The following is a 26,567-nucleotide window of genomic DNA, read 5'->3' on the forward strand; positions in this document are numbered from 1 at the left end:
ACCGACATCGGTCGCGCCCTTCGCCGTACGTGCGGATCGTGGTGCGCGCGTCGCGCGTGCTGTCAGTAGCCGAGCGCCTCGTCGAGGCTGCCCATCCAGTGCGTGACCTTGGCGTCGTCGGTCTTGTACGTGTCGGCCGGGAGCTTCAGGATCGCCGGACTGCCGACCGAACCGGACGCGTCGCGCGAGTCGAAGTACACGCCGAGCCGGGACGTGGTGCGGCCGTGGGCCTCCTCGCCGGTGCGCTCGCCGATCAGGATGACGGAGGCGTAGGCGGACTGGCCCGGGGCGAGGCGGATCACGCTCTGCTGCTGGGTGCCGTCGTCGATGGCGGTGGCGGACTGCTCGTCGTCGAAGCGGAGGAGCGGCGCCCGGTACAGGTCACAGGACGCGGGGCCCTTGTTGGTGGCCGTGAGCAGCAGGTGGTTGATGGGGCGGGAGGGGCGTGTGACGACGACCCTGGTGTTGTCACCGGTGCAGGTGACGACCTTGGCCTGACCACCGCCCGGCTTCTTGGTGCCACCGGTGGTCCCCTTGTCGTCGGTGTGCGTCCCGCCGCCGGTACCCGCGTTCGTCCCGCTGTTCGTGCCGCCGGCGCTCTCCTTGCCGCCGGAGTTCGTGCCACCCGTACCCGACTGGCCGACCGAGGGCGTGGGAGACACCGTCGACGTGGCGGACGGGCCCTTGCCCGACGCTCCGGCGGAAGGTGTCTTTCCGGTCTCCGTGCCACCGCAGGCGGTGGTGAGGAGGGCGGTGGTCATGACGGTGGCGGCGAGGACGGTGCGGCGGAGAGTGAAGGTACGCATGAGGTTTTCCCCGTTGTGTGAGTGGTGGTGACGGTCGATCAGCGGAAGCGTCCGGCTGATCGGTGGGAGCGTCCGGCCCGAGTGGCGGCGCTGCACTCACCTTGCGTGCCGCCTTCGCATTCGCACCAGCAGCCGGGGACAATGTCGTAGGCGCGAATGCGTGGAGTGGGGTTGACCTGGGGAAACGTGTTCCCCCTGGAACGCCTGCCTGGGACGTCGAACGGCAATGGCGAACGGCACGGCGAACGGAAGGACTGCTCGGGGTGGGGATGCAGAGTGATGATCTGGCGGGCTTCCTAAGGGAATTGAAGGAACGGTCAGGGCTCAGCTACGGCACCCTCGCCAAGCGCCTGCACATGAGCCCGTCGACGGTGCACCGCTACTGCAACAGCGATGCCGTACCGACGGACTTCGCGCCCGTGGAGAAGATCGCCCGGCTCTGCGGGGCGCAGCGCGAGGAGCTGCTGCGGCTGCACCGCCTGTGGATCGTGGCGGACGAGACCCGGCGGCGGGGCAGGACCGCGACGACGGGGTCCGCAGCGGAGAAGTCCCCTTCGGGCCCTGAGCGGTCGAAGGAGCCGACGGAGGCGAAGGAGGCGAAGGAGGCGAAGGAGCCGACCGAGCCGACCGAGCGGGCAGAGGCCGAACCGCAACAGGAGCCGCAGGAACAGGGGCGGCAGCACGACCAGAAGCCACATCCGGAGCCGACCCCCGACGCCGACCCCGGCCTCGACCCCGACTCCGAGTCGGTACGGGACGAGGCGGCGTCGGCGCCCCAGGAACCCGCCACCGTCCCGGCGTCCCGCCGACGCCGGTTGCTGTGGCCCCTGGCCGCCGCCGCGGCGATGGTCGTCGTCGCGGCCGTCGGTACCGCGGTCGTCTGGACCAACACGCACGACACTTCACGCGAGGGCGACCGGCTCGCCGAGGTTCCCGCGGCCTCGTCCTCGGCGGCTCGCACACCCGGCGGCCCGGCCACGGGTGACGCGAAGCCCAGCCGTACGACGTCGAGCACACCGACCCCCGGCGGGCCGTCGACCGGTACGCGTACGGATGCCCCGGGGAAGACGGACGGGGCTGGGGACGAGTCCCTCGCGGTGCCGCTGGCGGCGAGCGTCAACCCGTATGTGTGGAAGAACCCGTGCAGCCAGTTCTACGTCGTGGACCAGAGCCCGAAGGTCGTGCCGCCGCCGCCCTCCGAGCAGAACGCGCCGGGCTGGGTCACCGCCCTCGGCGGGGTGCCCGGGGGCGAGATGGTGATCGACGTGTCGCTTCAGGGGCTCGGCGACGACACGGTCGTCCTCAAGGCTCTGCACGTACGGACGGTCAAGACGTCCGAGCCGCTGCGGGGCAACGTGTACGCGATGGGCGTCGGCTGCGGCGGGGACGCCCGTATGCAGAGCCTGGACATCAACCTGGACGCGGCCCAGCCCCGGCCCGTCCCCGTGGCGGGGTGGAAGGGCGACCGGTACGTCCCGGCGTCGGACTTCCCGTACACGGTGTCCGCGAGCGACCCGCAGGTACTGACGATCACCGCGCACACGCGGGGCCGGAGCGTGCGGTGGTACCTGGAGCTGGAGTGGAGCAGCGGCGAACGCAGCGGAGTGCTCCGGGTGGACGACCGGGGCAAGCCGTTCACCACGAGCGCCACGGCGAACATGCCGACGTACCAGTTCCCCTTGGGGTCGAGCGCCTGGGAGCCGTACCAGTTCGGGTGACGGACCCGCGGCCTCGCCCTACCCGGCCGGCCCGCCGTTTCCGCCCGGAGCACCGTGAGGGGAGCCTCCCCCCGGCGGCGCTCCCTCTCCTCTGCACGATCCACATCCCCGCCGCCGGATTTCCGTTCCGCACGCCGGTGGGGGCGAGGGGAGGGGGTGCGGCGGGAAACGAAGAAGGGCCCCACCGCAAGCGGTGGGGCCCTTCGACATCGTGCCCGGTGAGGCACTGGCGGAGGATACGAGATTCGAACTCGTGAGGGGTTGCCCCCAACACGCTTTCCAAGCGTGCGCCCTAGGCCACTAGGCGAATCCTCCGCCGCAAACAATACAAGACGCTGAGGGGTGCTCGCGAACGTGATCCAGAAGAGGTTTCCGTGATCGGGATCGGGGGGCCGCGGGGCCTCCAGGATCGGGTACCCTTGGCGGAGCCCCTCACGTGGCGCTATCTGACTGAACTCCCCCAGGGCCGGAAGGCAGCAAGGGTAGGTCGGCTCTGGCGGGTGCGTGGGGGGCGCTTGCGTTCCCGGGTTGTCGGTGGGCGCCTATAACCTCGTATACGTGTCGTCTCTCGCGCTGTACCGCCGCTATCGCCCCGAGTCCTTCGCCGAGGTCATCGGGCAGGAGCATGTCACCGACCCGTTGCAGCAGGCCCTGCGGAACAACCGGGTCAATCACGCGTACCTGTTCAGCGGGCCCCGCGGCTGTGGCAAGACGACCAGTGCGCGCATCCTGGCGCGCTGTCTGAACTGTGAGCAGGGTCCCACTCCCACCCCGTGCGGAGAGTGCCAGTCCTGCCGCGACCTGGCGCGGAACGGGCCGGGTTCGATCGACGTCATCGAGATCGACGCGGCCTCCCACGGTGGTGTGGACGACGCCCGTGACCTGCGGGAGAAGGCGTTCTTCGGCCCCGCCTCCAGCCGCTACAAGATCTACATCATCGACGAGGCGCACATGGTCACCTCGGCGGGCTTCAACGCCCTGCTGAAGGTCGTCGAGGAGCCGCCGGAGCATCTCAAGTTCATCTTCGCCACCACCGAGCCGGAGAAGGTCATCGGGACGATCCGGTCCCGGACGCACCACTATCCGTTCCGGCTCGTGCCCCCCGGCACCCTGCGGGAATACCTGGGCGAGGTCTGCGGCCGCGAGGGCATCCCCGTCGCCGACGGCGTCCTGCCCCTCGTCGTCCGCGCCGGTGCGGGGTCCGTACGTGACTCGATGTCCGTGATGGACCAGCTGCTGGCCGGAGCGGCCGACGACGGTGTGACATACGCCATGGCGACCTCGCTTCTGGGGTACACGGACGGGTCCCTGCTCGATTCGGTGGTGGACGCCTTCGCCGCCGGCGACGGCGCCGCCGCGTTCGAGGTCGTGGACCGGGTCATCGAGGGCGGCAACGACCCCCGGCGCTTCGTCGCCGACCTTCTGGAGCGGCTGCGGGACCTGGTGATCCTCGCCGCCGTGCCGGACGCCGCCGAGAAGGGGCTCATCGACGCCCCCGTGGACGTCGTGGAGCGCATGCAGGCGCAGGCGTCCGTGTTCGGCGCCGCCGAGCTCAGCCGGGCGGCCGACCTCGTGAACACCGGACTGACCGAGATGCGCGGGGCCACCTCGCCCCGGCTCCAGCTGGAGTTGATCTGCGCGCGCGTGCTGCTGCCCGCCGCCTTCGACGACGAGCGGTCGCTCCAGGCCCGGATCGACCGTCTCGAGCGCGGTGCCGCGGCCGGCCCGGCGCCCGTGTTCACCACCGGTGCGCCCGCGCCCGCCATGGGGTACGTCCCCGGCCCGGAGGCCCATGCCCCGATGGCGCCGCCCGCCCCGCAGGCCCCGGCCCCGCAGGCCCCCGCACCCCAGGTCCCGGCCCCGCAGGCCCCCGCACCCGTGCAGCAGCCCGCGCCCGCCGCCGAGGCTCCCCGCCCCGGTGCCTGGCCCGGGGCCGCGACCCCCGGCGCCCCCGCCGCCCCGGCCGCCCCGGCCCCCGGCGCCTGGCCGGGAGCCTCCGCGCCCGCGCCCCAGGCCCCCGCCCCTGTGCCGCAGGCCGCCGCCCCGACGCCGGGTCCGGCTCCCTCCGGCGACATGGCCCAGGGCGCCGCCCAGGTGCGGAACATGTGGCAGCCGATCCTGGACGCCGTGAAGAACCGGCGCCGCTTCACCTGGATCCTGCTCAGTCAGAACGCCCAGGTCGCCGGGTTCGACGGCACCACCCTCCAGCTCGGCTTCCTCAACGCCGGTGCCCGCGACAACTTCGCGAGCAGCGGCAGCGAGGACGTGCTGCGGCAGGTGCTGGCCGAGCAGTTCAACGTGCAGTGGAAGATCGAGGCGATCATCGACCCCTCGGGCGGCGCCAATCCGCCTCCCGCCGCGGCCAACTTCGGCGGTGGACGCCCGGCCCAGGCCCCGCAGCAGCAGTGGTCTTCCCCACAGCAGAGTCAGCAGACGCAGCAGAACCCGCACACCCAGCAGCCCCCGCAGACGCCTCCCGCACCGTCGGTCCAGCAGGCGCCCGCACCCACCTCCGTACCCCGGAACCAGCCCCAGGCCGCGCCGCCCGTCCACCATGCGCCGCCGCCCGTCGCGCCCGAGGACGACGTGCCCGAGGAGGACGACCCCGACCTCGTCGACTCCGCCCTCTCCGGCCACGAGCTGATCGTGCGCGAGCTCGGAGCCACGGTTGTGGAGGAATACACGAACGAGTAGGGGCGTCTCGCTCGGTGGCCCGCACAAGGGACATCCGGCCACGCGGGCTACCCTGGCTGGCGTGAAGGTCCTCGTCATCGGCGGCGGCGCCCGCGAACACGCCCTGTGCCGCTCTCTCTCCCTCGATCCCGACGTCACCGCTCTGCACTGCGCGCCCGGCAACGCCGGAATCGCGGAGGTCGCCGAGCTGCACCCCGTCGACCAGCTGGACGGCGAAGCCGTCGCGCGACTGGCCACCGACCTCCAGGCGGACCTGGTCGTCGTCGGCCCGGAGGCCCCGCTCGTCGCGGGTGTCGCCGACGCCGTCCGCGCGGCCGGCATCCCCTGCTTCGGCCCGTCCGAGCAGGCGGCGCAGTTGGAGGGCTCCAAGGCGTTCGCCAAGGACGTCATGGCCGGGGCCAACGTCCCGACCGCCCGCAGCTACGTCTGCACCACCGCCGAGGAGATCGACGAGGCGCTCGACGCCTTCGGCGCTCCCTACGTCGTCAAGGACGACGGCCTCGCGGCCGGCAAGGGTGTCGTGGTCACCGACGACCTCGCCGAGGCCCGCGCGCACGCGCTCGCCTGCGGCCGGGTCGTCATCGAGGAGTTCCTGGACGGCCCCGAGGTCTCCCTCTTCGCGATCACCGACGGCGTCACCGTCCTCCCGCTCACCCCCGCGCAGGACTTCAAGCGCGCGCTCGACGGCGACGAGGGCCCGAACACCGGCGGCATGGGCGCCTACTCACCGCTGCCCTGGGCCGACCCCAAGCTGGTCGACGAGGTCATGGACACCGTCCTGCAGCCCACCGTCGACGAGCTGCGCCGCCGCGGCACCCCGTTCCAGGGCCTGCTGTACGCCGGTCTGGCGATGACCAGCCGTGGCGTACGGGTCATCGAGTTCAACGCCCGCTTCGGCGACCCGGAGACCCAGGTCGTCCTGGCCCGGCTGCGGACCCCGCTGGCGAGCGTCCTGCTGAACGCCGCCAACGGCACCCTCGACAACGAGCCGCCGCTCAACTGGCGCGAGGACGCGGCGGTGACCGTCGTCGTCGCCTCGCACAACTACCCGGGGACCCCGCGCACGGGTGACCCGATCGAGGGTCTCGACGAGGTCGCGGCGCAGGATGCCCCGCATGCCTACGTCCTGCACGCCGGGACGAAGCGCGACGGCGAGGCGATCGTGAGCGCCGGCGGCCGCGTCCTGTCGGTCACCGCGACCGGAACGGACCTGGCGGAGGCCCGCGAGCGGGCGTACGCGGCGGTCGGCCGGATCCGTCTGGACGGCTCGCAGCACCGTACGGACATCGCGCGCAAGGCCGCGGGGGAGTGAACCTCTAACCCGCCCGAACCGTCATCACCTTTGCCCAAAGCCATTCCATCGAGTGACGGCTGAGCCATCCGGATGACGCCCGCCGAAGCCCCAACTAGGGTGCGGCGAAGGCGTTCCGGCACTTGGCCCACCGGCATTGCGATGTCAGTGGCGGGTGCCACAGTGGGGGAGTGAGCAACACCGCCACAGGCAGTCCCGACGAGGGCAGGAGGGGGTGATGTACGGCGTGTCCGGTACAGGTTCCGTTGTCGGCGAGGAGATGGGCGCACGCGCCGCGCGTGCCCGTGCCCTCGCCGTGCTCCGGGTCCGCGGCAGGGCGCTGGGCCTCGCCCTGCTCCCGGCCGCCGCGGCCGTGATCCTCTACGCGGGAGGGGTGACCGGTCACTTCACGGGCGCAGGCTGGGACGCGGCCCGCTGGGTGACCACCGTGCTCGCGCTGGTCGTCCTGCTGGCCGCCGCGGCGGTCGCGCTGGTGATCGCGCGGTCCCGGCCCGCCGTCACCCCGACCGTGGAGCTCGCCGAGACCTCGGCCCCCGATCTCTACCGGATGGTCCGGGACCTCGCCGACCGGCTCGGCGTCCCGGCGCCCTCCGCGATAGCCCTGACGCCGGACTGCGACAGCTGGCTCGAGGACCGTACGCACCCGGCACACGGCGCCGGTCGTACGGCGGGACTCCGGCGCTCCTCCGACGCCCCGGTCCTCGTCATCGGCTCGCCCTTCCTGTGGTGGATGCGCGTCGGCGAGCTGCGGGCGGTCCTCGCCCCCGTCGTCGCCGGTACGGCTCCGGCCGCGCACCCCGACATAGCCGCGGCCCGCCGCTTCGTGCAGGGCCTCGACGCCGCCGTCGCCGCTCCCCGCCGCGAGGGGCTCGACCCGGTCAGCAGGCTCGGCGCCCACGGCATCGGGCGGGTCGCCCGGGTCCTGCTGCGCCTCTGCCGCGGGCATGCCGCCGAGATGGAGCGGGGCGTCGCCGTGGCCGGCTCCGAGCGTGCGCAGGCTGTGGACTACGGAGTGCGGATCGTCGCCCAGGAGCAGGTCGGCCTCGCCTACGCGGGCTGGGACCGGCTGCTCACCCGCGTCGCGCTGCCCGCGTGGCGGATGGGCCGCTGGCCTTCGAGCCTCGACGTGGGCGTGGTGGCGGCCCTCACCGAGCTCTCCCGGCGCGACCGCCTCGCCGAGGGCTTCACCTCCCGGCTGGGCGAACGCCCGGCCTGTGACCTGCTCGAGGAGCCCGGTGCCGTCGACGAGGCCGCCTCGCTGCTCGCCGCCCGCCTCTTCCACGGCGGCCCGGCGGAGACCGGCCCGGACTGGTCCCCGGTGGACTGGGACCAGTACCCGGAAGAGGTCGTCGACCGTAAGTGGCGCGCCGACGCGGCCCGACTCCACCTCGTCCTCGACGAGCTGGGCGTCCTTCCCGCCGACACCGGCAGGGGTACGGCTACGGGCGTCGGTACGGGTACGGGTGCGGGAACCGGCTCCGCGGCCGCCGACGGCCCGACCCTGACCCGGGTGATGTCCCACCTCTCGACCCACGCCGAGGGGGAGGCCGCCTCCCAGGACGAGTCACCGCCCGAACCGGCCACACCCGAGGTCCCCGCCTCCGACGATCCCGGCCTCACCCCCGACGATCCCGGCCTCAGCGACCCCACCGGCCCCTCCCAAGACGACCCCGACGACTCCGTCGAGCACGCCGGAGCGGGCAACCCGGCCGCCGACGTCCTCGCCGCCGCGCTCACCGCGCATGTCGCCCGCGAAGAGGCGGCCAGGCCCGCGGCCCCCGCTCCCGCGCCCCATGCCTCCGCCGCGGGCGACGACACGCTGCCGCTCTTCCCGCTCCAGCCGCCCAGGACCGGCCGGGACCTGCTGGCCGACCACGTGACGGCCATGGTCTGCTGCGCCGCCGTCGACACGGCGGGCGCCGCCCCCGGCCTCGACTGGCTCGACGGGCCCGCGCTCCTCGTCGGCGGCGAGCGGAACACCGACCTGGCCGCCCGCGTCCTCGCCCTGGTCGAGGACGGCGACCCCGAGCCCCTGCGGAGCTGGCTCGCCAAGACCGGCGTCCGCCCCGAGAAGCCCGTCCGCCTCGTCTGAGACACGTCGACACCCCGGAAGCCCGCCTTCCATTCACGTCAATTCGCGACGAACGGTGACGGAGTGCGTGCGTTATGTGATGTGCTGGGGACCGGCACTGACAGCAGCACATGACAGCCCGCACCGCGGACAGCGCGCGAGGGCACACACGACGGCACACGACAGCACATGACGGATTCGGCGCGGGGGAGTCGAGGGAGGGGTGCGACATGGGGGCGGAGCAGATCAGGCGGTGGGAATCGGGCGCGCTCGCCCACGCCGTCTCGGACCCCTTCGGGCAAGGGCCCCTGCCCTGGCTGCGCGGCTCGGAGAACTACTTCGACGACACCGGACAGGTCGTCCCCTGGTACGCCGACGAGACGCTGGCCCGTGGCGGTGGCGGCGGCCCTCGCACGGCCGACGACGTCCGCAGCCAGATCAAGGGCTTCGCGTCGAACGGAGCCGTCGCCCCCGGTGAGGCGATCGATTTCCACATCACGGTGGACCCGCCGCAGCAGTTCTCGGTCGACATCTACCGGATCGGTCATTACGCGGGCGACGGCGCCGCCAAGATCACCACCAGTCCCCGGCTCTCCGGCATCGTCCAGCCGGCTCCGCTCACCGCCGACCGGACCGTCTCCTGCCACCACTGGTGGCAGTCCTGGCGTCTGCAGATCCCGTCCCTCTGGTCGATCGGGGCGTACGTCGCCGTACTCACGACCGCCGACGGCTACCGGTCCCACATCCCCTTCACCGTCCGCGACAACCACCCCGCCGACCTCCTTCTCGTCCTTCCGGACGTGACCTGGCAGGCGTACAACCTCTACCCGGAGGACGGCCGCACCGGCGCGAGCCTCTACCACGCGTGGGACGAGCAGGGCCGACTCCTCGGCGAGAAGGACGCGGCCTGCACGGTCTCGTTCGACCGGCCCTACGCGGGCGCCGGACTGCCCCTCCACGTCGGTCACGCCTACGACTTCATCCGCTGGGCCGAGCGGTACGGCTACGACCTGGCCTACGCCGAGACCCGCGATCTGCACGCCGGCCGCGTCGACCCGACCCGCTACCGGGGCCTGGTCTTCCCCGGCCATGACGAGTACTGGTCGATCCCCATGCGCCGGACCGTCGAGCTGGCCCGCGAGCAGGGGACCTCGCTCGTCTTCCTCTCCGCCAACACCATGTACTGGCAGGTCGAGCTCGGCCCCTCGCCGTCCGGGGTCCCGGACCGGCTCCTCACCTGCCGCAAGCGCCGAGGCCCCGGCCGCCCCGCCCTGTGGCGCGAGATCGACCGCCCGGAGCAGCAGTTGCTGGGGATCCAGTACGCGGGGCGGGTGCCGGAGCCGCACCCCCTGGTCGTGCGGAACGCGGAGCACTGGCTCTGGGACGCGACCGGGGCCGGGGACGGGGACGAGATCCCGGGCCTGGTCGCGGGCGAGGCCGACCGCTACTACCCGCGCACCGCGCTCCCCGAGCACCAGGGCCGCATCCTGCTCGCCCACTCGCCCTACCAGGACAGCGAAGGCGCCCTGCGGCACCAGGAGACCTCGCTCTACCGGGCACCGTCCGGAGCCTGGGTCTTCGCCTCCGGCACCTTCGCCTGGTCGCCCGCCCTGGACCGGCCGGGCCATGTCGACCAGCGGATCCAGCGCGCCACTGCGAATCTCCTCGACCGCATCTGCAAGCGGGACTGACCCACGCGGACCGATCGGCGGACGGGACTGACCGGGTTCGTTCGAGGGGCCGCTCACCGGGCAGCCCGGAGAGTGCGAGAGAATCGAAACGTTCCTGGATCAACCTACGCGGAGGAACCGTGTCCGGATTCGTAGAAAAGCCCGAGCCTGTTCAGGTCCCGGGCCTGACCCACCTCCACACGGGCAAGGTGCGCGAGCTCTACCAGAACGAGGCGGGCGACCTCGTGATGGTGGCCAGCGACCGCATGTCCGCGTACGACTGGGTGCTGCCGACCGAGATCCCCGACAAGGGGCGGGTCCTCACCAAGCTCTCCCTGTGGTGGTTCGACCGCCTCGCCGACCTGGTCCCCAACCATGTCATCTCCACCGACCTCCCGGCCGGCGCCCCCGCCGACTGGGCCGGCCGCACCCTCGTCTGCAAGTCGCTGAACATGGTGCCGGTCGAGTGCGTGGCCCGCGGCTATCTGACCGGCTCCGGCCTGGTCGAGTACAAGGAGTCCCGTACGGTCTGCGGCCTCGCGCTCCCCGAGGGCCTCAGCGACGGCTCCGAGCTGCCGACGCCGATCTTCACCCCCGCGACCAAGGCCGCGGTCGGCGACCACGACGAGAACGTGAGCTACGAGGAGGTCGCCCGCCAGGTCGGTGCGGAGACCGCGGCCCAGCTGCGCCAGACGACCCTCGCGGTCTACGGCAGGGCCCGGGACATCGCCCGCGAGCGCGGGATCATCCTCGCCGACACCAAGTTCGAGTTCGGCTTCGACGGCGACAGCCTGATCATCGCCGACGAGGTCCTGACCCCGGACTCCTCCCGCTTCTGGCCGGCCGCGAGCTGGGAGCCGGGCCGCGCGCAGCCCTCGTACGACAAGCAGTTCGTCCGTGACTGGCTGACCTCGTCGGCGTCCGGCTGGGACCGCAAGAGCGAGCAGCCGCCGCCGGCGCTCCCGCAGGAGATCGTGGACGCGACCCGCGCCAAGTACATCGAGGCGTACGAGCTGCTGACCGGCAACGCCTGGGAGTAGCGGCCCCGGAACACGAAGAAGCCCCCGGTCCGAGAGGACCGGGGGCTTCTTTCATGGAGCGGACGACGAGATTCGAACTCGCGACCCTCACCTTGGCAAGGTGATGCTCTACCAACTGAGCCACGTCCGCCTGCGCCGTAGCGCGGAGCCAACTATACCCAACCTTTCTCCCGTGCGAGACGCACTGCCGTATGACGGTTCTCGGCACCGAGCTTCGCGGCGGCGGAGGAGAGATAGTTCCGGACCGTTCCCGGTGACAGCGACGCCCGCTCGGCGATCTCCGCGACCGGCGCCCCGTCGGCCGCGAACTCCAGGACCTCGGCCTCGCGCGCGGTCAGCGGGGAGTCCCCGGCGGCGATCGCGTCGGCCGCCAACTCCGGGTCCACGTAACGGTTTCCGGCGTGCACGGTACGGATGAGCTCGGCCAGCCGCTGGGCGCTGACGGTCTTGGGAACGAAGCCCCGCACTCCGGCCGCGAGCGCCCGCTTGAGGTGCCCGGGGCGGCCGTGACTGGTCACGATCATGGTCCGGCAGTCGGGCAGTTCGTCCCGGAGGGATGTGGCGACCCTCACACCGTCGAGGCCCGGCATCTGCAGATCGAGGACCGCGACGTCGGGGCGGTGGGCGCGGGCCATGGCGAGCGCCTCGGGCCCGGTGGCGGCCTGGGCGACGACGACGAGATCGTCCTCCAGGGCGAGGAGCGCGGCGAGGGCGCCCCGGATCAGGTGCTCGTCGTCGGCGAGCAGGACGCGTACGGTGCCGGCGCTCACGCGGTCGCCCCCGACCGCTGTACGGGTACGAGGGCCGTCACGCGGAACGTACCGCCGTCGCCCGGTCCCGCCTCCAGGGTCCCGTCCACCGCCGCGAGCCGCTCCCGCAGCCCGGCCAGGCCGGAGCCGTGTCCCATCGCCGCACCTTCCCGTACGCCGTCGTTCCGTACCGTCAGCAGCACCGAACCGTCCTTCTCCCGCAGCGAGATGGCGCACCGCTTCGCGTCGCCGTGCCGCAGTACGTTCGTCGTGGTCTCCCGGACGACCCAGCCGAGCACCGACTGGACGGTGCCGGGCAGTTCGACCGTGACCGGGTCGATCGCGCAGTCGATCCCGGCGGCGCCGAGCACTCCGCGCGCGCCCTCCAGCTCGACGCGCAGGTCCGCCTCGCGATAGCCGCGCACGACGTCCCGCACCTCCCGCTGGGACTCCTGCGCGATCCGTTGCACCTCGATCATCTGGTCGACGGCCTCGGGCCGTTCGCGCCGGGCGAGCTGCACGGCGAGTTCGCTCTTGAGCGCGATCACCGACAGGTTGCGGCCCATGACGTCGTGGAGGTCGCGGCCGAAGCGCAGCCGTTCCTCGGCGACGGCGAGCCGGGCCTTCAGATCGCGCGAGCGCTCCAGCTCCCAGACCATCTTCATCAGCCAGCCGGAGAACCCGCAGGCGGCGACGAGTCCGCCACCGCCCAGGAGGATCCCGATCGCGTAGCCGAACGCCTCCGCGGGGTCGATCCCCATGACCGCGACGGCGGCGCCTGTCGCGAGCGCGGCGGCCGGGGCCACGTACACCATGCGCCTGGGGCGTCGCACGCACAGCACGAGGCTGCCCAGGGTGAAGGTGACCAGGCCGGTGACGACGGCGGCGGCGACCGAGATGTCCGCGAGCACCCCCGTGGCCCGCAGTGCGATCACGATCAGCGAACCGGCCGCTGTCAGGGCGATGAGCGCCGTCGCCAGGCAGATCGGCCGCTCGCGCCGGTCCAGGGCCCAGTCCAGGGCGCGCGAGGAGAGCACGGCGGTCAGCACGGCGTGCACGCAGACCAGCAGGGACAGCGGGAGGGCGAGCGGGGCACCGAGCGGGTCGTCCCCGGCGTTCGAGAAGGGCACCAGACCGATCGCGCCGATCTCGATCACCATGAAGAAGTGGAAGCTCCACCGGGTGTACAGCTCGACCTTGGCCGCAGTGCTGCGGCCGCTCCACCACCCCGTCAGCCTGGACACGCGCCCGGCCCCCCTCTTCTAGCGACGCGGTTCCCAGCGGAACCACCGTCGGACAGCAAACACGGTGATCACGCCCCAGGCCAATGTGTTGAGGACGGCGGTCAGCAGGTCCTTGGTGTCGCCGACGCCGAGCCAGCCGGCGCGGACGAGCTCCATGACGCCGCTGAGCGGCAGCAGTCGGCAGATGTCGGCGACGAGGTCCGGGAGCACGTCGCTGGGGAGCATCAGCCCGGAGCCCACGGCGGAGACGAGGAAGAACGGCAGGGTGGTGAGGCCGGCGCTCTCCACGTTGCGGGTGATGGCGGTGGTCGCGGCGGCCAGTCCGGCGAGCAGGACGATCGCGGCGAGCAGTCCGAGCACGAGCAGCTCCGGCCGGCGCGGCGCGGGCACGTCGAGGGCGACGGCACCGCCGATGGTCAGCACGGCGCACTGGGCGAGCGCGATGGCGGCGGAGGGGAGCGCGGCTCCGGCGAGGATCTCCAGGTCGCTCGCCTCGCCCGTGCGCAGCCGCTTGAGGACCAGCTCCTCGCGCCGGGCCACGAGGGCGGATGTCAGCCCCATGTAGACGACGAGGACGAGGACCAGCCCGGTCCCGCCGACGAGGGTGGCTCCCGCCATGCCCATGGGCAGGTCGTCCGTGGTCATCTGCGAGAGCGAGGACCGCAGCACGAAGATCATCAACAGCGGCATCAGGAGGGCGATGAAGAGGTTGTTCTTGTTCCGCCCGAGGAGGGTGAGTTCGGCCCGCCCCAGCGAGGTCATCCGGCGTGCGGTCGCGTTCATCGAACAGTCTCCAGGGCGTCGTTGCGGGAGGCGATCTCCAGGAACGCCTCTTCGAGGGAGGCCGAGCGGGCGTCGAGCCCGTCCAGCCGCACACCGGCCTCGCGGGCCCAGCCGAGGAGTTCGCCGAGCGCGTCCTGGAGGTGGTGCGTACGGATCTCCACGCGCCGGCCTTCGGCGGCGGCCTTCAGTCCGAGCGGGATCCGGCCGGGTGCCACGCCCTCGGGGAGGACGAAGCGGATGCGGGCGGGCCGGGCCGCGGTGACCTCCGCCGGGGTGCCCGAGAGCACGATCCGGCCCTGGTTCATGATCGCGAGCCGGTCGGCGAGCGACTCGGCCTCCTCCAGGTAGTGCGTGGTGAGGACGACGGTCGTGCCCGCGTCCCGCAGCGTCCTGACGAGCGCCCAGGTGTCGCGGCGGCCTTCGGCGTCGAGTCCGGTGGTCGGCTCGTCGAGGAAGAGCACCTCGGGGCGGCCGAGGAGGGCGAGTGCGAGGTCGAGGCGCCGCCGCTCGCCGCCGGAGAGCTGCTTGATCCGCACATGGGCGCGGGAGGCGAGGCCGACCTGTTCCAGTGCCTCACCGGTCGGCCGGGCGCCGGTGGTGCAGCCCGCCCACATGCGTACGGTCTCGGTGACGGTCAGGTCGGAGGGGAAGCCGCCCTCCTGGAGCATGATCCCGATCCGGGGCCGGACGGCGGCCCGTTCGCGGTACGGGTCGTGGCCGAGGAGGTGGACTGTGCCGCCGCTGGGAGCGGCGAGGCCCTCCAGGAGCTCGACCGTGGAGGTCTTGCCGGCTCCGTTGGTCCCGAGCAGGGCGAAGATCTCGCCCTGGGGGACGGCGAAGGAGATCCCGTTGACGGCTTCGAAGCCGCCGGAGTAGGTCCGGCGGAGGTCGTCGGCCTCGATCACGTTGGTCATGACTTCAGCTTCGCGGCGGGTGGAGCCGGTCGGCAGTGCGCGCTGTCATCGCTGCGCATGACAAATGTCAGATGCCGCTCGGCACGTACGGCCGCCAGTTGGCGCGTACGGCCTCAACTCGGCGTACGACAAAGGCCCCGGTTCCTGAGAACCGGGGCCTTTGCTCCCGAGCGGACGACGAGATTCGAACTCGCGACCCTCACCTTGGCAAGGTGATGCTCTACCAACTGAGCCACGTCCGCATTGCTGCCGCTCAGCTCTCACTGGGCGGTGCGAGCACCACTGTACCTGATCCACAACTGGAGTCGGTAATGCGATGCAGAGCGGGTGACAGGAATTGCACACTGCGCCTTCCCCCTGGAAGGGGGATGTTCTACTACTGAACTACACCCGCACGCTGCTTGAGGTCCGGCCCTGCGGCCTCGCCCCTCGGCGTGATCCAGACTCTAGCCGATCGGCGGGGGTGCAGTGCAACTCGACTTCCGGCTCCGGGGTGGTTCGTCCCCTCAACTCGCTTCGCGGAAGGCTTCGTAGACCCGCTTCGGGATGCGTCCGCGGGCGGGCACGTCCATCTTGTTGGACTGGGCCCAGGCGCGGACCGCGGCCGGGTCGGGGGCCAGGGCGGTGTGCTTGTACGAAGCCACGGACGGGGTCGAGCCGCCGGCCCTGGCGACGGCGGCCTTGCCGGTGAGCTTCCGGCCTGCCGCGAGGTAGGGCGCCAGCGCCTTGCGCAGTTTCTTTGCATTGGCGGGATTCAGGTCGATCTCGTACGTCTTCCCGTCGAGGCCGAACGCAACCGTTTCCGCCGCTTCTCCGCCGTCGATGTCGTCGAAGAGAGTGACCACTACTCGCTGAGCCACGGATATCGATCCTTTCGTGTCGGTCCGCCGTGTCGTGTCGGCGTATGGAACGCCTCTGACGTGCGGCGACACCGGCTTTACGGCTACCCCGGGGAAGTGCTTCTTTCCTCTGTATTCCTTTGTACAGCGGTCGGCGTCGCATTGTGAAGCCCAGCCAATTGCATCAGCGTGTCCCGCCGCAATGGGCCGCGCGATATTTCACTTGAATTTTCCGTGAGGGTCTTTGGGTCTCTTTGTAGGGTCCTCCAGACTTCTACCCGCGTAGAATTTGGAGGCAGGTACGCTGAGGGAACCGCCCACGCAACACACCACCGGGAGTGCCAGTGGCACGCGTCGTAGTCGACGTCATGCTCAAGCCGGAGATCCTCGACCCCCAGGGGCAGGCGGTGCAGCGTGCACTGCCCCGCCTGGGATTCGCCGGAATCGCCGACGTCCGTCAGGGGAAGCGCTTCGAGCTGGAGGTGGAGGGACCGGTCGACGACGCCGCCCTCGCCCGCATCCATGAGATGGCCGAAACCTTCCTTGCAAACACCGTGATCGAAGACTTCGTCGTGAAGGTCGAGTCGTGACCGCACGCATCGGGGTCGTCACGTTCCCCGGAACGCTCGACGACCAGGACGCGCTGCGCGCGGCCCGCCTCGCGGGCGCCGAGCCCGTCTCGCTCTGGCACCGCGACAAGGACCTCAAGCAGGTCGACGCCGTGGTCCTGGCCGGCGGCTTCTCCTACGGCGACTATCTGCGGGCCGGAGCCATCTCCCGCTTCTCGCCGGTGATGGAGACGATCATCGAGCAGGCGAAGGCGGGCATGCCCGTCCTCGGCATCTGCAACGGCTTCCAGATCCTCACCGAGGCCCATCTGCTGCCGGGCGCGATGCTGCGCAACAACCACCTGCACTTCATCTGCCGCGACCAGAAGCTGCGGGTGGAGAACGCGGACACCGCGTGGACCGTGGACTACGAGCAGGGCCAGGAGATCCAGGTCCCGCTCAAGAACATGGACGGCCGGTACGTCGCCGACGAGCGGGTGCTCGACGAGCTGGAGGCCGAGGGGCGGGTGGCCTTCCGCTACCTGGACATGAACCCCAACGGCTCGCTCCGTGACATCGCGGGCATCACCAACGCCGCGGGCAACGTGGTCGGCCTCATGCCGCACCCCGAGCACGCCGTCGAGCCGCTGATCGGTACGGGCCGCACCGACGGCCTCGGTTTCTTCACCTCGATCCTCAAGAAGCTGGTCAACGCCTGATGACTCTGGACACGGTCAAGCACGCGACCGAGACGCCGGACAGCGAGCAGCCCTGGAAGGAGCTCGGCCTCAAGGAGGACGAGTACGCGCGCATCCGCGAGATCCTCGGCCGCCGTCCCACCGGCGCCGAGCTCGCCATGTACTCCGTCATGTGGTCCGAGCACTGCTCGTACAAGAGCAGCAAGGTCCACCTGAAGCAGTTCGGCGAGAAGGTCCCGGAGAACGACGCCATGCTCGTCGGCATCGGCGAGAACGCGGGCGTCGTCGACGTCGGCCAGGGATACGCGGTCACCTTCAAGGTCGAGTCGCACAACCACCCCTCGTACATCGAGCCCTACCAGGGCGCGGCCACCGGTATCGGCGGCATCGTCCGCGACATCCTGGCCATGGGCGCCCGCCCGGTCGCCGTCGTGGACCCGCTGCGCTTCGGCGCGGCCGACCACCCCGACACCAAGCGCGTGCTCCCCGGAGTCGTCGCGGGCATCGGTGGCTACGGCAACTGCCTGGGCCTGCCGAACATCGGCGGCGAGGTCGTCTTCGACGAGTGCTACCAGGGCAACCCGCTGGTCAACGCCGGCTGCATCGGTGTCATGAAGCACGAGGACATCCACCTCGCCAAGGCCTCCGGCCCCGGCAACAAGGTGATCCTCTACGGCGCCCGCACCGGCGGCGACGGCATCGGCGGTGTCTCGGTCCTCGCGTCCGAGACCTTCGACGACACCAAGCCCACCAAGCGCCCCGCGGTCCAGGTCGGCGACCCGTTCCAGGAGAAGCTCCTCATCGAGTGCACCCTGGAGATCTTCAAGGAGAAGCTGGTCGCGGGCATCCAGGACCTGGGTGGCGCCGGACTCTCCTGCGCGACCTCCGAGCTGGCCTCCGCCGGCTCCGGCGGCATGCGCGTCGAGCTCGACCGGGTCCACCTGCGCGACGCCACGCTCTCGCCGGAGGAGATCCTCATGAGCGAGTCGCAGGAGCGCATGTGCGCCATCGTCGAGCCCGAGCACGTCGACCGCTTCCTGGAGATCTGCGAGAAGTGGGACGTCATCGCGGTCGTCATCGGTGAGGTGACCGACGGCGAGCGCCTGGAGATCTTCTGGCACGGCGAGCAGATCGTCGACGTCCCGCCGCGCACGGTCGCCCACGAGGGCCCGGTCTACCACCGGCCGTACGCCCGCCCGGAGTGGCAGGACGCGCTCCAGGCCGACGACGCGAACAAGCTGCCCCGGCCGCAGAACGGCGAGGAGCTGAAGGACCAGGTCCTGAAGCTGGTCTCCTCCCCGAACCAGGCGTCGAAGTCCTGGATCACGGACCAGTACGACCGGTTCGTGCAGGGCAACACCGTTCTCGCGCAGCCCGAGGACGCGGGCATGGTCCGCATCGACGACGAGACCAACCTCGGCGTGGCCATGGCCACCGACGGCAACGGCCGGTACGCGAAGCTCGACCCGTACACCGGTGCGCAGCTCGCGCTCGCGGAGGCGTACCGCAATGTCGCCGCCTCCGGCGCCAAGCCGCTGGCGATCTCGGACTGCCTGAACTTCGGTTCGCCCGAGGACCCGGCCGTGATGTGGCAGTTCGCCGAGGCCACCCGTGGTCTGGCGGACGGCTGCCTCCAGCTGGGCACCCCGGTGACCGGTGGCAACGTCTCGCTGTACAACCAGACGGGCGAGGTCGCCATCCACCCGACGCCGGTCGTGGCCGTGCTCGGTGTGATCGACGACGTCAACCGTCGTACGCCGATCGCCTTCGCGGAAGAGGGCCAGCTCCTCTACCTGCTCGGCGACACGCGTGAGGAGTTCGGCGGCTCGGCCTGGTCCGAGGTCGTCCACAAGCACCTCGGCGGTCTGCCGCCGGCCGTGGACCTCGACCGGGAGAAGCTGCTCGGCGAGATCCTGATCTCGGCCTCCCGTGACGGCATGATCGACGCGGCGCACGACCTGTCGGACGGCGGTCTGGTCCAGGCGGTCGTCGAGTCCTGCCTGCGCGGCGGCACGGGCGCGCGCCTGGTCGTCCCGGACGGTCTGGACGCCTTCACCTTCCTCTTCAGCGAGTCGGCCGGCCGTGCGGTCGTCGCCGTCCCGCGCAGCGAGGAGCTCCGCTTCACCGACATGTGCGGCGCGCGGGGTCTGCCCGCGACGCGGATCGGTGTCGTGGACGGCGAAGAGGTCGACGTGCAGGGCGAGTTCAGCATCTCGCTGGAGGAGCTGCGCGCGGCCCACGAGGCGACCATCCCGGGCCTGCTGGTCTGAGCGGCGTCTGACACATCGCGGTACGGGAGCCCCCGTCCGGACCTTCGGGTCCGGGCGGGGGCTTTCTCGTTCCCTGCTTGCGTGAGATTACGTAATTACGTAATCTCGACGTATGGAGCTGGAAGAGCGGGTCGCCGAGCTGGAACGCCGGATGGCGGCCCTGGAGGGCGCGGAGCGCCGCGCACCCGAGACCGTCGACGCCACCTTCTGGGCCCTGGAAGGGCTCAAGGCGCAGCTCGCGGACGCGGGCGCGCAGGGCGAGGACGGCGCGGTGCTGTTCACGGGGTCGGTCCGACTGCCGACCCAGGAGCGGTACGAGTGGCAGTTCGGCGCCTTCACCGAGCGGCTGCTCGACGAGGACTGGGCCGAGACCGCCGACTCCTTCGCCGCGCTCGGCCATCCCGTACGGCTCCGGCTGCTGAGGGAGATCCTCGGCGGCCGGCGCACCGCCGCCGAACTGGCGGAGCTCGAGGAGATCGGCACGACCGGCCAGATCTACCACCACCTGCGCCAGCTGACCGGCGCCGGCTGGCTCCACACCGTCGGACGCGGCCGCTACGAGGTCCCGGGAGCCCGGGTCGTCCCGCTCCTGGTGGTGCTCACCGCCGCCCGTCCGTAACCGCGATCGTTCAGGGGGAACGTTCATGTCTGCGCGCAAGACCGCGGTGGTCCTCCACCGCACGCTCTGGCTGCTGTTCGTCGTACAGGCACTCGCCTCGGTCCTCGTCGACCTGCCCTATCCGTACTGGGTGGGCTGGCTGCCGGCCCTCGCCGGCGCCGCGCTCGGGATCACGCTCGCCAGGACCGCGGGCCGACGGGTCGCGGCGGCGCCGCGGGCCACCGTCGAGGTGGACCCACCGGTTTCCGGCATATGGTCCGCGCTCAACAGCCCGGCGGAGCGGACGCCCAGCCACGGCACCCACCAGTTCGGCCAGACGTACGCCATCGACGTGGTCGCACAGGACGAGGCGCGCCCCCGGCCGTCCTTCGCCTGGCTGTGGCCGGTGTTCCGCCGGAGCGAGGACTTCCCGGCCTTCGACGCACCGCTGCTCGCCGTCGCCGACGCGACCGTCGTCCACGCAGAGGACGGCCAGCGGGACCACCTCAGCCGCAACTCGCTGCCCGCCCTGGTCTATCTGATGCTGGTCGAGTCCACCGTCCGGGCGCTCTCGGGAGCCCGCCGGGTCACCGGGAACCACCTCGTCCTCGATCTCGGGGACGGTATGTACGCGATGTACGCGCATCTGAAGCGCGGCTCGCTCGGCGTGCGCGCGGGCGACCGGGTGGTGGCGGGCCAGGAGCTGGCCCGGTGCGGGAACTCCGGCAACTCCACCGAGCCGCACGTGCACTTCCAGCTGATGGACGGCCCGGACCTGGACACGGCGCAGGGCGTGCCGTTCACCTGGCGCGGTGTCGGCGTGCCGAAGAACGGGGAAGCGTTCGTGGCGCGGCGGGATTCCGCCTACTCGGCCTGACCCCAGAAGGCGTCGTTCTCGTCCATGTTCTCGACGCACTCGTCGACGTCGGTGATCTTGCCGCCGACGATGGTGAAGAAGAGGGCGCCGTGCATCTCGAGGCCGCGGTCGCCGCGGTCGGCGTGGAACTTGTGGGCCGCTATGGCGTGCCCGCGGCCGTCGACGGTGATGCTTTCGAGGTCGACCCGCATGGTGCCGTGGGTGAGCGCGCCGAGCTGCTCGTAGTAGGCGATGCAGTTGTCCACGCCCTTGTGGTGCCCGGATATCCGGTTGTCGCCCGGCGCGTGGTGGGTGCAGTCCGAGGTCATCAGCGAGCGGATGGTGTCCATGTCTCCCTGGGTGAACGCTTCGTAGCCCCGGCGGACCAGGACGGTGTCAGGGTGCTCAGCCATGACTGATCGACCCCTCTCCTACGCGTAGGTGTCTGCTGGCGGCCCTCCCTCTCCAGTCTCCGACTACCCTCGCCCCCATGCCACCGGCCAAGAAGCGCACCCGCAGCTACGACTCCGCCAAGACCCGGGCCGCGGTGCGCGCCCAGTTCCGGCACGTACGCGAGGGGGTGCTCGCGCTGACGCCCGAGCAGCTCGACGGGCCGACCCGGCTGGGGAAGTGGACCGTACGGGAGCTGGCGGCGCACATCGCGTGGATGGTCGACTCCGTCCCGCACTGCCTGGGGATGCCCGAGCCGGCTCAGCAGGAACTCGCACTGCTCGACTGGCCGTTCGTGACCGCCTCCGGCGCCGATCGGATCGACGAGCACACCCGGGAGATCGAGGCATCCGATCTGCCGGCGCTGTACACGCGGACCCTGGAGGCGTACGAGGAGGGGATCGCCGGCGCCTCCGACGACCGGCTCCTCCCGATCAGCTTCGGCGCCATGCGGCTGGCCGACTTCCTGGTGACCCGCACCGTCGAACTCGTCGTCCACACCGACGACCTCAACGCGGCGACCGGACTGGACATCCCGTACGACCGGCAGGCCCTGGCCACCTGCACCCGGCTGCTCGCCGACGCGCTCGCCGTGAAGGCCCCCGGCGGCGCGGTCGAGGTGCGGATCCCCCCTTATGCGGTCGTGCAGTGCGTGGAGGGTCCGCGGCACACCCGCGGCACTCCGCCCAATGTGGTCGAGACCGATCCGCTGACCTGGCTCCGGCTCGCCACCGGCCGTACCGACTGGGCGGAGGCCCTGGACGCGGCCGAGGTCGGCGCGAGCGGGGAGCGGGCCGACCTCTCCGCTCTGCTGCCGCTGATGGGGTGAGCGTGCACCGTGCGGGAAGCGGGCGGAACCGTCCGTACCGCTCGCCCGTCCCATCCCCATGCTGAAGACACGTCCCATCGCAGCCACCGCGGTCCTGGCCTCGCTCGTCGTGCTCTCGGCGTGCGGCACCGAGAAGGCCGGTTCCGATCCCGGCGCCGGCACCGTCGCCCCTGATGTGCCCGTCGCCGGAGTCCACTGGACCTTCGACGCCGTCACCGTGGCCGGCAAGGAGACCCGGGCGCCCGACGGCGCCCACATCGAGATCGCCGCGAACGGCCAGGCGTCGGGGAACAGCGGCTGCAACGGCTTCGGCGCCGAGGTGTCCGTCAAGGGGGACACGGTCACCGTGAAGCAGGGCCAGGGCACCGAGATGGCGTGTCCGGGGGAGCGGGGCGCCTTCGAGGCCGTGCTCCAGAAGGCCTTCGCCGGCTCGCTGAAGGCTCGGCTGGACGGCGACCGGCTCACCCTCACCTCGGACGACGGCAAGAACACCGTCGCACTGACGTCCGAGCCGCCCGCCCCGCTGAACGGCACCAAGTGGACCGTCGACTCCCTGGTCTCCGGCGAGACGGCCTCCTCGCTGCCCAAGGGCAGCGAGGGCAAGGCCGACTTCGTCATCGACGAGGAGGGCCGGATCCGCGGCAACCTGGGCTGCAACCGGTTCACGGCCGCGGCGAAGGTCACCGCGAAGACCCTCACCGTCACGGGACCGGTCGCGACCACGCGCATGATCTGCTCCGGCCCGCAGATGGAGCTGGAGACGAAGCTGTACGAGCTCCTCGACGGACCCCTCTCGTACGAGCTGCGCCACCGCACCCTGACCCTCACCGGCGCCGACGGCGAGGGCTTCACCGCGACCGGGAAGCCCGCGGCGAGCGCGACTCCGTAGGGCCCCAGGCCCTACGGGCCGCTGCGGAGGGCCGGAACTCAGGTTCCGTACGGCAGCAGACCGGCGTCCGTCCGCTCCCACGCCGACCGGAGTTCGGCGAGCCGCTCCTGCTCGTACGGGGCGCGGTCCGCCTGCTCGCGGGCGTCCTCGGTCAGGTGGAAGAGCTGGTCGCGGCCGCTCTTGCCCCGGTAGTACTTCCAGTCGCCGCGGCGCAGCGCCCGCTCTCCCCGCACCCGCCAGAACAGGTCGCGCTCGGCGACCTTCTCGCCGCGCAGGAGGTGCCCGGCGAGGCTGGTGCCGTCCAGCGGGTAGGCGGGGTGGGGGCGGGCGCCGCCCAGTTCGAGCAGGGTCGCGGTCCAGTCGGGGGTGTACACCGGCAGGTCGCTGACCTGCCCGCCGTCGATCCGGGCGGGCCAGCGCAGGACGGACGGCACGCGGATGCCGCCCTCCTGGAGGGAGCCCTTGTTCCCCGCGAGCGGCCAGTTGTAGGAGAAGCGCTCGCCGCCGTTGTCGCTGGCGAAGAAGACGAGAGTGTCGTCCTCCTGGCCCGAGCGCTTCAGTGCCCGCAGGACCTCGCCCACCGACCGGTCGAGGTCCTCGACCATCTCCTTGTACTTCTCGATCGAGCCGCCGTCCTGGTGCCAGAGGGCGGAGCGGTCGCCCGCCTTGATGCGCCGGACGATCTCGGCGCTCGCCTCCTCGTCGCCGTCGGCGATCCACGGCCAGTGGGGGGTGGTGAAGTTCAGGTTGAGCAGCCAGGGCTTCTCGTGGTCGCGGGCCACGTACTCGCTCGCCCGCTCCGTCAGGATCCGGGTGTAGTAGCGCAGGTCCTTGTACTGGGCGTCGCCCTCGTAGAGGTCGTACTCGCCGCCGAGGCCGAGCTTGGAGTAGTACTCCAGGGCCCCGCCGAAGTTGCCGAAGAACTCGTCCCAGCCCGAGCGGGTGGGGGAGTAGTCGGGGAGGTAGCCGCAGTGCCACTTGCCGATGAGGGCGGTGGCGTATCCGGCCTCGCGCAGCCGGGAGGCGAGGGTGGGATGGGTCGGCTCCAGGCCGACGGACTTGTCGGCGATCGGTTCGGCGAGCCCGCCCTTCGTACGGCCGGGGAAACGGCCGGTGTAGAGGCTGAAGCGGGTCGGGGAGCAGGTCGCGGAGCCGGAGTAGGCGTTCGTGAAGCGGACGCCCTGGCGGGCGAGGCGGTCCAGGTGCGGGGTCCGGATGTGCGGGGACCCGTAGGAGGACAGGTCGGCCCAGCCGAGGTCGTCGCCGAGGATGAACAGGATGTTCGGCCGCCGGGAGTGCCGGCCGCGGGCGGCACGGAACGGCCGCTCACCGGCCTGCGCGGTCCCGGCATCGGCCTGCGCGGTCCCGGCCTGCGCGGTCCCGGCTTGTGCGGTGCCGGCACCCAGCGCGCCGACGGCGGCGGCCCCGGCGGCCGCCCCGCCGAAGGCGCGTCGGGACAGGGGGATCTTGGGCGTGGGCATGGAGGCTCCTTGGAAGGTGCGGAAGGCGAGGAGGTCCTGGCGGCGCGGGACGGCGCGCGGCGACACGGCCCGGACACGGGCCATGGCTCAGGAAAGGGCGCCCCGGACGCAGGGCAGGCGACGGCCGCGGAGGTCCGGGCGGACTCCCGCGATCAAGGGCGCGTGGGTGGGATCAGACGCAGCGACAGATGGCGCTGGCGACACGGACGAGGTCCACGTGTCGGCGCGCGACGAGGGTGACCGCACGGTCACGCACAGGCTGCATGGCCAGGAGCCTGGTCCAGAGCGCGTGCACCTGTCAACGGCCGTCCCAGTCCCCGGAACGCGCTCTCGGGGCGTCCGCCGGCGGGAACGCCCCCGCCCGGTGCGACTCCCGTCACACTCCCGGCCCGCCCGGGGCACCGTACGAGCGTCCGCTTGCATGTGCCCGGGCGACCGGAAGCCCCCTCCCGCCTAGGCGAGAGGGCATCTACGCACGTCAATGGATCAGTTTGTGCGATCACACCAGTACGAGGCCCCTTGGATTTCCCCAATTCGGACCAGTGGTCGACCTCGCCTACACTCGGAGGCGTGCCACGTGGTGACGGTCGACTCAATCACGATCTGCTCCCCGGCGAGAAAGGCCCCCAGGACGCTTGTGGCGTCTTCGGTGTCTGGGCTCCGGGTGAAGAGGTCGCAAAGCTCACGTACTTCGGGCTCTACGCCCTCCAGCATCGGGGTCAGGAATCCGCGGGAATCGCGGTCAGCAACGGCTCCCAGATCCTCGTCTTCAAGGACATGGGCCTCGTGTCCCAGGTCTTCGACGAGACCTCTCTCGGTTCCCTCCAAGGTCATATCGCGGTCGGTCACGCCCGCTACTCGACCACCGGTGCCTCCGTGTGGGAGAACGCGCAGCCGACGTTCCGGGCGACCGCCCACGGCTCCATCGCGCTCGGCCACAACGGCAACCTGGTGAACACGGCGCAGCTCGCCGAGATGGTCGCGGACCTGCCCAAGCAGGAAGGCCGCACCACCCGTGTGGCGGCCACCAACGACACCGACCTCCTGACGGCGCTCCTCGCCGCCCAGGTGGACGAGGACGGCAAGCCGCTCACCATCGAGCAGGCCGCCGCGAAGGTCCTCCCCGACGTCCGGGGCGCCTTCTCTCTCGTCTTCATGGACGAGCACACGCTCTATGCGGCCCGTGACCCGCAGGGCATCCGCCCGCTGGTCCTCGGCCGACTGGAGCGCGGCTGGGTCGTCGCCTCCGAGTCCGCCGCCCTCGACATCTGCGGCGCCAGCTTCGTCCGCGAGGTCGAGCCGGGCGAGATGATCGCGATCGACGAGAACGGCATCCGCACCTCGCGATTCGCGGAAGCGAAGCCCAAGGGCTGTGTCTTCGAGTACGTGTACCTGGCCCGCCCGGACACGGACATCGCCGGCCGCAACGTCTACCTCTCCCGCGTGGAGATGGGCCGTCGCCTCGCCAAGGAGGCCCCGGTCGAGGCGGATCTGGTCATAGCGACGCCGGAGTCCGGCACCCCCGCGGCGATCGGCTACGCCGAGGCCAGCGGCATCCCCTTCGGCGCGGGCCTGGTGAAGAACGCCTATGTGGGCCGCACCTTCATCCAGCCCTCCCAGACCATCCGCCAGCTGGGCATCCGGCTGAAGCTGAACCCCCTCAAGGACGTCATCAAGGGCAAGCGCCTGGTGGTCGTCGACGACTCGATCGTCCGCGGCAACACCCAGCGAGCCCTGGTCAAGATGCTCCGTGAGGCCGGTGCGGCCGAGATCCACATCCGGATCTCCTCCCCGCCGGTGAAGTGGCCCTGCTTCTTCGGCATCGACTTCGCCACCCGCGCGGAGCTGATCGCCAACGGCATGACGATCGAGGAGATCGGCACGTCGCTCGGCGCTGACTCGCTCTCGTACATCTCCATCGACGGGATGATCGAGGCGACCACGATCCAGAAGCCGAACCTCTGCCGAGCCTGCTTCGACGGCGAGTACCCGATGGAGCTTCCGGACCCCGAGCTGCTCGGCAAGCAGCTGCTGGAGAACGAGCTGGCCGCCGGCCCCGCCGCCACCGCGGCCGCCGACGCGCTCCGCCGGCCGTAAGACCCCCGCAG

Annotated in this window: 23 protein-coding genes, 4 tRNA genes and 1 other RNA gene; 15 read left to right on the top strand and 13 right to left on the bottom strand. The window is 71.4% G+C overall.

Features of this window, described 5'->3' with window-relative positions; all coding sequences use genetic code 11:
- Nucleotides 1-62: 62 nt before the first annotated feature.
- The gene (locus ACFQ7Q_RS22380; RefSeq protein ID WP_383558005.1) at nt 63-806 is read right to left on the bottom strand and encodes a DUF4232 domain-containing protein; all 744 of its coding nucleotides are present in this window, start codon (nt 804-806) and stop codon (nt 63-65) included.
- Between the two features lie 269 nt (nt 807-1,075).
- On the opposite strand from ACFQ7Q_RS22380, the gene ACFQ7Q_RS22385 reads away from it, so the two are divergent.
- On the top strand, nt 1,076-2,524 hold the full coding sequence (locus tag ACFQ7Q_RS22385) for a helix-turn-helix domain-containing protein (RefSeq protein WP_383558114.1): 1,449 nt from the start codon (nt 1,076-1,078) through the stop codon (nt 2,522-2,524).
- Between the two features lie 227 nt (nt 2,525-2,751).
- Here ACFQ7Q_RS22385 and ACFQ7Q_RS22390 read toward each other — a convergent pair.
- Nucleotides 2,752-2,839, bottom strand: a tRNA-Ser gene (locus tag ACFQ7Q_RS22390).
- Nucleotides 2,840-2,947: 108 nt separating this feature from the next.
- Here ACFQ7Q_RS22390 and ffs point away from each other — a divergent pair.
- From ffs to ACFQ7Q_RS22420, 6 genes are all read left to right on the top strand, one after another.
- Nucleotides 2,948-3,046, top strand: an RNA gene (gene ffs, locus ACFQ7Q_RS22395) — signal recognition particle sRNA small type.
- Nucleotides 3,047-3,082: 36 nt separating this feature from the next.
- Nucleotides 3,083-5,218, top strand: a complete 2,136-nt coding sequence (locus ACFQ7Q_RS22400) for a DNA polymerase III subunit gamma and tau (RefSeq protein WP_383558008.1) — start codon at nt 3,083-3,085, stop codon at nt 5,216-5,218.
- Nucleotides 5,219-5,279: 61 nt separating this feature from the next.
- Entirely contained in the window at nt 5,280-6,530 is a 1,251-nt protein-coding gene (purD, locus tag ACFQ7Q_RS22405; protein ID WP_383558011.1) for a phosphoribosylamine--glycine ligase, read from the top strand.
- 217 nt (nt 6,531-6,747) lie between these two features.
- The gene (locus ACFQ7Q_RS22410) at nt 6,748-8,622 is read left to right on the top strand and encodes a hypothetical protein (RefSeq protein WP_383558014.1); all 1,875 of its coding nucleotides are present in this window, start codon (nt 6,748-6,750) and stop codon (nt 8,620-8,622) included.
- Between the two features lie 209 nt (nt 8,623-8,831).
- Nucleotides 8,832-10,292: a N,N-dimethylformamidase beta subunit family domain-containing protein gene (locus tag ACFQ7Q_RS22415; protein WP_383558017.1), complete on the top strand. Its 1,461-nt coding sequence runs from the start codon at nt 8,832-8,834 to the stop codon at nt 10,290-10,292.
- A gap of 119 nt (nt 10,293-10,411) precedes the next feature.
- Entirely contained in the window at nt 10,412-11,311 is a 900-nt protein-coding gene (locus tag ACFQ7Q_RS22420) for a phosphoribosylaminoimidazolesuccinocarboxamide synthase (protein WP_383558020.1), read from the top strand.
- A gap of 54 nt (nt 11,312-11,365) precedes the next feature.
- On the opposite strand, the gene ACFQ7Q_RS22425 is transcribed toward ACFQ7Q_RS22420, so the two are convergent.
- The 8 genes from ACFQ7Q_RS22425 to ACFQ7Q_RS22460 all read right to left on the bottom strand — a co-directional run bounded on the left by ACFQ7Q_RS22425 (nt 11,366) and on the right by ACFQ7Q_RS22460 (nt 15,861).
- A tRNA-Gly gene (locus tag ACFQ7Q_RS22425) sits at nt 11,366-11,441 on the bottom strand.
- 22 nt (nt 11,442-11,463) lie between these two features.
- The gene (locus ACFQ7Q_RS22430) at nt 11,464-12,081 is read right to left on the bottom strand and encodes a response regulator (RefSeq protein ID WP_383558023.1); all 618 of its coding nucleotides are present in this window, start codon (nt 12,079-12,081) and stop codon (nt 11,464-11,466) included.
- Entirely contained in the window at nt 12,078-13,304 is a 1,227-nt protein-coding gene (locus tag ACFQ7Q_RS22435; protein ID WP_383558026.1) for a sensor histidine kinase, read from the bottom strand. Before ACFQ7Q_RS22435 ends, ACFQ7Q_RS22430 begins: the two co-directional genes overlap by 4 nt.
- A gap of 18 nt (nt 13,305-13,322) precedes the next feature.
- Entirely contained in the window at nt 13,323-14,087 is a 765-nt protein-coding gene (locus tag ACFQ7Q_RS22440) for an ABC transporter permease (RefSeq protein ID WP_383558029.1), read from the bottom strand.
- Complete coding sequence (locus tag ACFQ7Q_RS22445) at nt 14,084-15,001, bottom strand: ABC transporter ATP-binding protein (protein WP_383558031.1); 918 nt, start codon at nt 14,999-15,001, stop codon at nt 14,084-14,086. Before ACFQ7Q_RS22445 ends, ACFQ7Q_RS22440 begins: the two co-directional genes overlap by 4 nt.
- Nucleotides 15,002-15,170: 169 nt before the next feature.
- Nucleotides 15,171-15,243: transfer RNA gene (locus ACFQ7Q_RS22450), tRNA-Gly, on the bottom strand.
- 80 nt (nt 15,244-15,323) lie between these two features.
- Nucleotides 15,324-15,395: transfer RNA gene (locus ACFQ7Q_RS22455), tRNA-Gly, on the bottom strand.
- A 112-nt stretch (nt 15,396-15,507) separates the two neighbouring features.
- On the bottom strand, nt 15,508-15,861 hold the full coding sequence (locus tag ACFQ7Q_RS22460) for an Lsr2 family protein (protein ID WP_383558033.1): 354 nt from the start codon (nt 15,859-15,861) through the stop codon (nt 15,508-15,510).
- Nucleotides 15,862-16,184: 323 nt separating this feature from the next.
- Between ACFQ7Q_RS22460 and purS the strand changes: the two genes are divergently transcribed.
- The 5 genes from purS to ACFQ7Q_RS22485 all read left to right on the top strand — a co-directional run bounded on the left by purS (nt 16,185) and on the right by ACFQ7Q_RS22485 (nt 20,831).
- On the top strand, nt 16,185-16,430 hold the full coding sequence (purS, locus tag ACFQ7Q_RS22465; RefSeq protein ID WP_015035032.1) for a phosphoribosylformylglycinamidine synthase subunit PurS: 246 nt from the start codon (nt 16,185-16,187) through the stop codon (nt 16,428-16,430).
- Nucleotides 16,427-17,107: a phosphoribosylformylglycinamidine synthase subunit PurQ gene (gene purQ, locus ACFQ7Q_RS22470; protein ID WP_329118159.1), complete on the top strand. Its 681-nt coding sequence runs from the start codon at nt 16,427-16,429 to the stop codon at nt 17,105-17,107. Before purS ends, purQ begins: the two co-directional genes overlap by 4 nt.
- Entirely contained in the window at nt 17,107-19,356 is a 2,250-nt protein-coding gene (purL, locus tag ACFQ7Q_RS22475; protein WP_383558036.1) for a phosphoribosylformylglycinamidine synthase subunit PurL, read from the top strand. The genes purQ and purL overlap by 1 nt, the downstream gene beginning before the upstream one ends.
- A 112-nt stretch (nt 19,357-19,468) precedes the next feature.
- Nucleotides 19,469-19,975, top strand: a complete 507-nt coding sequence (locus tag ACFQ7Q_RS22480; protein ID WP_383558038.1) for an ArsR/SmtB family transcription factor — start codon at nt 19,469-19,471, stop codon at nt 19,973-19,975.
- 25 nt (nt 19,976-20,000) lie between these two features.
- Nucleotides 20,001-20,831 (top strand): M23 family metallopeptidase, encoded by an 831-nt coding sequence (locus ACFQ7Q_RS22485; protein WP_383558040.1) that lies wholly within the window; start codon nt 20,001-20,003, stop codon nt 20,829-20,831.
- Here ACFQ7Q_RS22485 and ACFQ7Q_RS22490 read toward each other — a convergent pair.
- Nucleotides 20,819-21,223: a nuclear transport factor 2 family protein gene (locus tag ACFQ7Q_RS22490; protein WP_383558041.1), complete on the bottom strand. Its 405-nt coding sequence runs from the start codon at nt 21,221-21,223 to the stop codon at nt 20,819-20,821. The two genes, ACFQ7Q_RS22485 and ACFQ7Q_RS22490, sit on opposite strands and share 13 nt — an antisense overlap.
- Before the next feature lie 77 nt (nt 21,224-21,300).
- On the opposite strand from ACFQ7Q_RS22490, the gene ACFQ7Q_RS22495 reads away from it, so the two are divergent.
- Nucleotides 21,301-22,089 carry a sterol carrier family protein gene (locus tag ACFQ7Q_RS22495; RefSeq protein ID WP_383558043.1) on the top strand — a complete coding sequence of 263 codons (789 nt, stop codon included), beginning with the start codon at nt 21,301-21,303 and terminating at the stop codon, nt 22,087-22,089.
- A 58-nt stretch (nt 22,090-22,147) separates the two neighbouring features.
- Nucleotides 22,148-22,978: an META domain-containing protein gene (locus tag ACFQ7Q_RS22500; RefSeq protein ID WP_383558046.1), complete on the top strand. Its 831-nt coding sequence runs from the start codon at nt 22,148-22,150 to the stop codon at nt 22,976-22,978.
- Nucleotides 22,979-23,016: 38 nt separating this feature from the next.
- Here the strand turns inward: ACFQ7Q_RS22500 and ACFQ7Q_RS22505 are convergent, their stop codons facing one another.
- Both ACFQ7Q_RS22505 and ACFQ7Q_RS22510 read right to left on the bottom strand, forming a co-directional pair.
- Nucleotides 23,017-24,459 carry a sulfatase gene (locus ACFQ7Q_RS22505; protein WP_383558049.1) on the bottom strand — a complete coding sequence of 481 codons (1,443 nt, stop codon included), beginning with the start codon at nt 24,457-24,459 and terminating at the stop codon, nt 23,017-23,019.
- A gap of 172 nt (nt 24,460-24,631) precedes the next feature.
- A complete protein-coding gene (locus ACFQ7Q_RS22510) occupies nt 24,632-24,724 on the bottom strand; it encodes a putative leader peptide (RefSeq protein ID WP_374214546.1) in 93 nt (30 codons plus the stop codon).
- Nucleotides 24,725-25,029: 305 nt separating this feature from the next.
- Between ACFQ7Q_RS22510 and purF the strand changes: the two genes are divergently transcribed.
- The gene (purF, locus tag ACFQ7Q_RS22515) at nt 25,030-26,556 is read left to right on the top strand and encodes an amidophosphoribosyltransferase (protein WP_376445131.1); all 1,527 of its coding nucleotides are present in this window, start codon (nt 25,030-25,032) and stop codon (nt 26,554-26,556) included.
- The last annotated feature ends 11 nt before the right edge of the window (nt 26,557-26,567 follow it).

Origin of the sequence: Streptomyces sp. NPDC056527, from assembly GCF_042794475.1 — a bacterium.
Lineage (GTDB): Bacteria > Actinomycetota > Actinomycetes > Streptomycetales > Streptomycetaceae > Streptomyces.